The sequence below is a fragment of the Holdemanella sp. genome (assembly GCF_056804935.1).
Genome location: NZ_DBMEXE010000109.1, coordinates 1 through 3,879, shown reverse-complemented (window position 1 = coordinate 3,879; position 3,879 = coordinate 1). Strand labels below are relative to the sequence as shown.

Genomic DNA, 3,879 nt, shown 5'->3' with positions numbered 1-3,879 from the left:
TAATTCAGCTAATTTAGCCTGCGTTTCACTATCAATAGCTTCACTCGCCTTTTGATCTGCTTTTGAATAAGTAATTTGTGCATTGGTTACAGAATCCAAAGCTTCCTTATTCTCTTTAGAATATTCTTCAAACTCAGCCTTCTTTTGATCTAACAATGCCTTCGCATCATCAACCTTCTTTTGGGCCTCATTAACATCTTTTTCTAAAAGCTCTTTTTTGCTAAGTTGCTTTTCAATATCAGACGAAGTATTCTTTACTTCTTCCTTGGCAAGAACAGTAAACTGACTTGTCTGAGTTAACAACATAGATGTAGCTGCAACAGCCGTTAAAACAGTATTCTTTTTCATTTAATTCCACTCCCTACTTTTGGTTTTGACCACATTTTAGTTCAATATTTTTTTCAAAACAACAACACACATTTAAATTTTTGTAAAAACTAACCATAAATCATCATATGAACACCAACTCACTTATCAATTAATAACAATTTTTCTAACATGATTTTCAATTACCATTCAAAGAAAGCAGATTCTATCTCCAATCTGCTTTCTACAAGTCTTAACTCTAACTAGATTAATCTTCTTTACGAGCACGTTTACCGCTCACCGCTACACCAGCAACTCCTAATACACCACCTAATGCATATAATCCGAATGCTGTTTGTGCCCCTGTATTTACACTTTTCTTATCTTCTGTTTCTTCAACACCCTTCATTTCTTCTAAGTAATCACTCAAATCTTTGTTTGCTTTTTCTAAATCTAGTTGAGCCAAAACATACTTCTGACTTGCAACATCTAATGCTTTTACATTCTCTGCATTTAATGCATCCGCCTCTTCAAAAACCTTTATAGCTTCTTCATAACTTCTATAAGACTCTTTCATCACATCCATCTTTTCACATAAAGACTTCACTAAATCACTATGCAATGCATAAGCCCCTACTGGATGTCCAGCCACAAAAGAATCAAATTCAGACTTAACTTCCTCAATCTCTAATTTTAATGATTCTAATTCTGCAACTCTATTGTTCATATTTTTCACAACTAAATCATTCGACACTCTATTATTACTTATTTCAGGGATCACACTTTCCAATTCCTGAATTCTAGTATTTAACTCAACAATTGAATCACTCGTACTATTCAATCTATTTTGAACAGATAAAGAAGCTTCATAATTATTATTTATAGTATCCATCTCATCTTTTTTTCTTTCAGCAACCCCATCTGCTACATCTAAATCCCTAGAAATACCCTTTAAACTCTCACTTACATAACCCACTTCATTCTCTTTTGACAATACACTCGATTCCTTCTTGCTCAAAACTGTATTCGCAACATCCAATGCACTTTCCTTTTCTTTTAATACATTCTTAGAAATCTCTAAATTAGTATACGCTGTCTCTAACCCTTTATCTACTTCCTCTAAAATCCTATTTCTCTTATTCAATTCCATCTGCGCATTTTTAACTAAAGCCTCTTTATTATTAACATCTACACCAGCTTCAGCACTCTCTTGTTTAACACTCTCGACCTCTTGTTGAGCATGAACCAAGTCTAACGACTCTTTATTGGATTTCAAAGCCTTTAAACGATTCAACTCATTCACAACATTCAATGATGCATCATCCATACACAAGTCATCCAAATTCTTTTGTTTATCACGAACAACTTTAGACAATCGATCTACCTCATTTTGAGCCATTCCTACTTTGTTTTCTGCATCTTGCTTATTCACTTCCATAGAACTCTGCTTATTCTGTTTCTCAGTCAATAAAGCATTCTGCGCATACAATTCATTCTTTAACCCATTCAAAACCACATTCGCATCTTCATATGCACCATCCGCATTCATTAATGAATCATAATATTCATTAAACTGTGATTCAAACTCATCTATTGTAAGTAAACTAGCAGGATCCAAACGATAGAACACCTGATTTGAATTTCTACTATATCCATTTGAAGTTTTTCCCTCAATCCACGCTGTACCAGTTACATTATATTTTGAATTTAACATGTTCGTATAATGTCCCACCTGAACCCAACGAATATCTGGAAAATTCAAAGCCTCTACAATTTCATTTGCCTTATCTAAATCAATATAATTTCCTTGAGAATCTCTAATATCATTTATATCCCAACCCTTCTGTTGAAGATAATCATACACAGCCTTCTCCTCTGTATACCAACCAACATAAGGATCTTCATATTCAACGGCAGCATTTTCACTCACACGATACAATTTCGTATGACCATATTCTGTCTTAGCCATTTGATTTACCTGCACCTGAGAAACCGCAAACATTTCAGCATTCACCTTTAAAGGATCCAACCCTTTAAAATTATCATCCGAAGTACGTAACGCATTTCCCGTTCTAACCATAGAAATTGCCTTTTTAAAGTTTTCTAAACTCGTCGCATCATTTTCATCACCAATCTGGGTATATTTACTATTCTGTTCCAACACCTTTAATGCATTCGTATACCCATATGCTTCAAAGAAACCCTTAGAACCCAACGCAATCTTTTGACTCACCTGCTCCTTATCCATACGCAATTGATTCACAATCTTTTGTTGGGCATCCATATCCAACTGTGCTTTATCTACATTGAATTGTTGTTCTTCTACTTCTCTTTTCGCATCATCCAAAGCCACTTGAACATTTTTTAAAACCTCTTCCATGCCTTGCTTAGTCTCTATAGCCTTCGTCAATTGATCCTTAGCTGCATTTAATTCCTTTTCAGCACTCGCAATCGATTCATTTAAATTCAACAATTCATTTTCCTTTGCCCCAATCTGAACCTCTAAATCACGAATCTCATTTTCTACCGCAGCAACATTTGCCTCAGCACTTAAAACAGCATCCTCTTTACTTTGTTGAACACTCAACGCAACCTGCAAATTATTTTGAGCAACCTCCAAAGCATTTTCTGCTTCAACAACCTGCTTTTCATATTCCGCCTTTAATTCTGGATCACTAGCCCCATTATAAATTTCTAGCTTTTCATTATAATCCGCATTCGCAACATCATATTCATTTTGAGCATTCAAAGCATCACTCTTAGCATCCGTTAACTCAACCTTTGCATTTTCTAAAGCAGACTGTAACCCTAATACTTTAACCTCAACCTCTTCTTTTGCACTTGAAAGCTCACTCACTTTATTTGTTGCCTCTTGATAAGCTACTGTTGCACTCTCTAATTGAGTCTTTAACTCATTTACACGCTGCTCAATCTCTTCTTGTGAAGTATTTGCCAATAAAGATTCATATTCCTTCTGTTTTAAAACTAAATCATTTTGTGCCTGCAACAACTCCTTATTCGCATCATCAAGCTTTGATTCTAAATCCTTCTTTTTTGTGTTCGCCTCTTTTAAAGCTGCTTGATTCACTTCTAATTCTTGAATCTGTTTTTCTAAAGATGAAACAATCGCTTCTTGCGCATCATCCTTTGCACTTAAATAATTTTTTTCAGCCAATTCTCTATTTGATACAGCCAATACATAATCATTCTTGTTATAAGTTTCATACGTTTCCTGCGCCATCTCAAACTCTTTTTTAGCCTCATTTACCCTATCCAAAGTATTCTTGATCTGTTCTTCTAACAATTCCTTTTGTGACTTTTCAACCCCAACCTCTTCCTTTTCTGATAAATCCTTCATAGGCTCTTCTTTCGCAAATACACTCATTTGACCAGCCTGTGTCAAAACCATACTAGCAGCTGCTAAACTTGTTAATGTTTGTTTCCTATTTTTCATTTCGTTACCTTCTTTCTTTCTAAATCAATCTCAACTCGACAACTATATTTTTCTAACTCATATTTCTGCCTCCTCACTATATAAGACGAAACAGATTCATAAGTGGTTGTATACAATTT

At 34.7% G+C, this 3,879-nt stretch carries 1 protein-coding gene and 1 pseudogene; both read right to left on the bottom strand.

Annotated features, from left to right (window positions below):
- On the bottom strand, nt 1–348 hold a 348-nt coding region (locus ACZQCL_RS06025), incomplete at its 3' end, for a hypothetical protein (protein ID WP_482482237.1).
- A 226-nt stretch (nt 349–574) separates the two neighbouring features.
- Nucleotides 575–2,359, bottom strand: a pseudogene (locus ACZQCL_RS06020) (CAP domain-containing protein); the annotation flags it as partial.
- Nucleotides 2,360–3,879 lie beyond the last annotated feature (1,520 nt).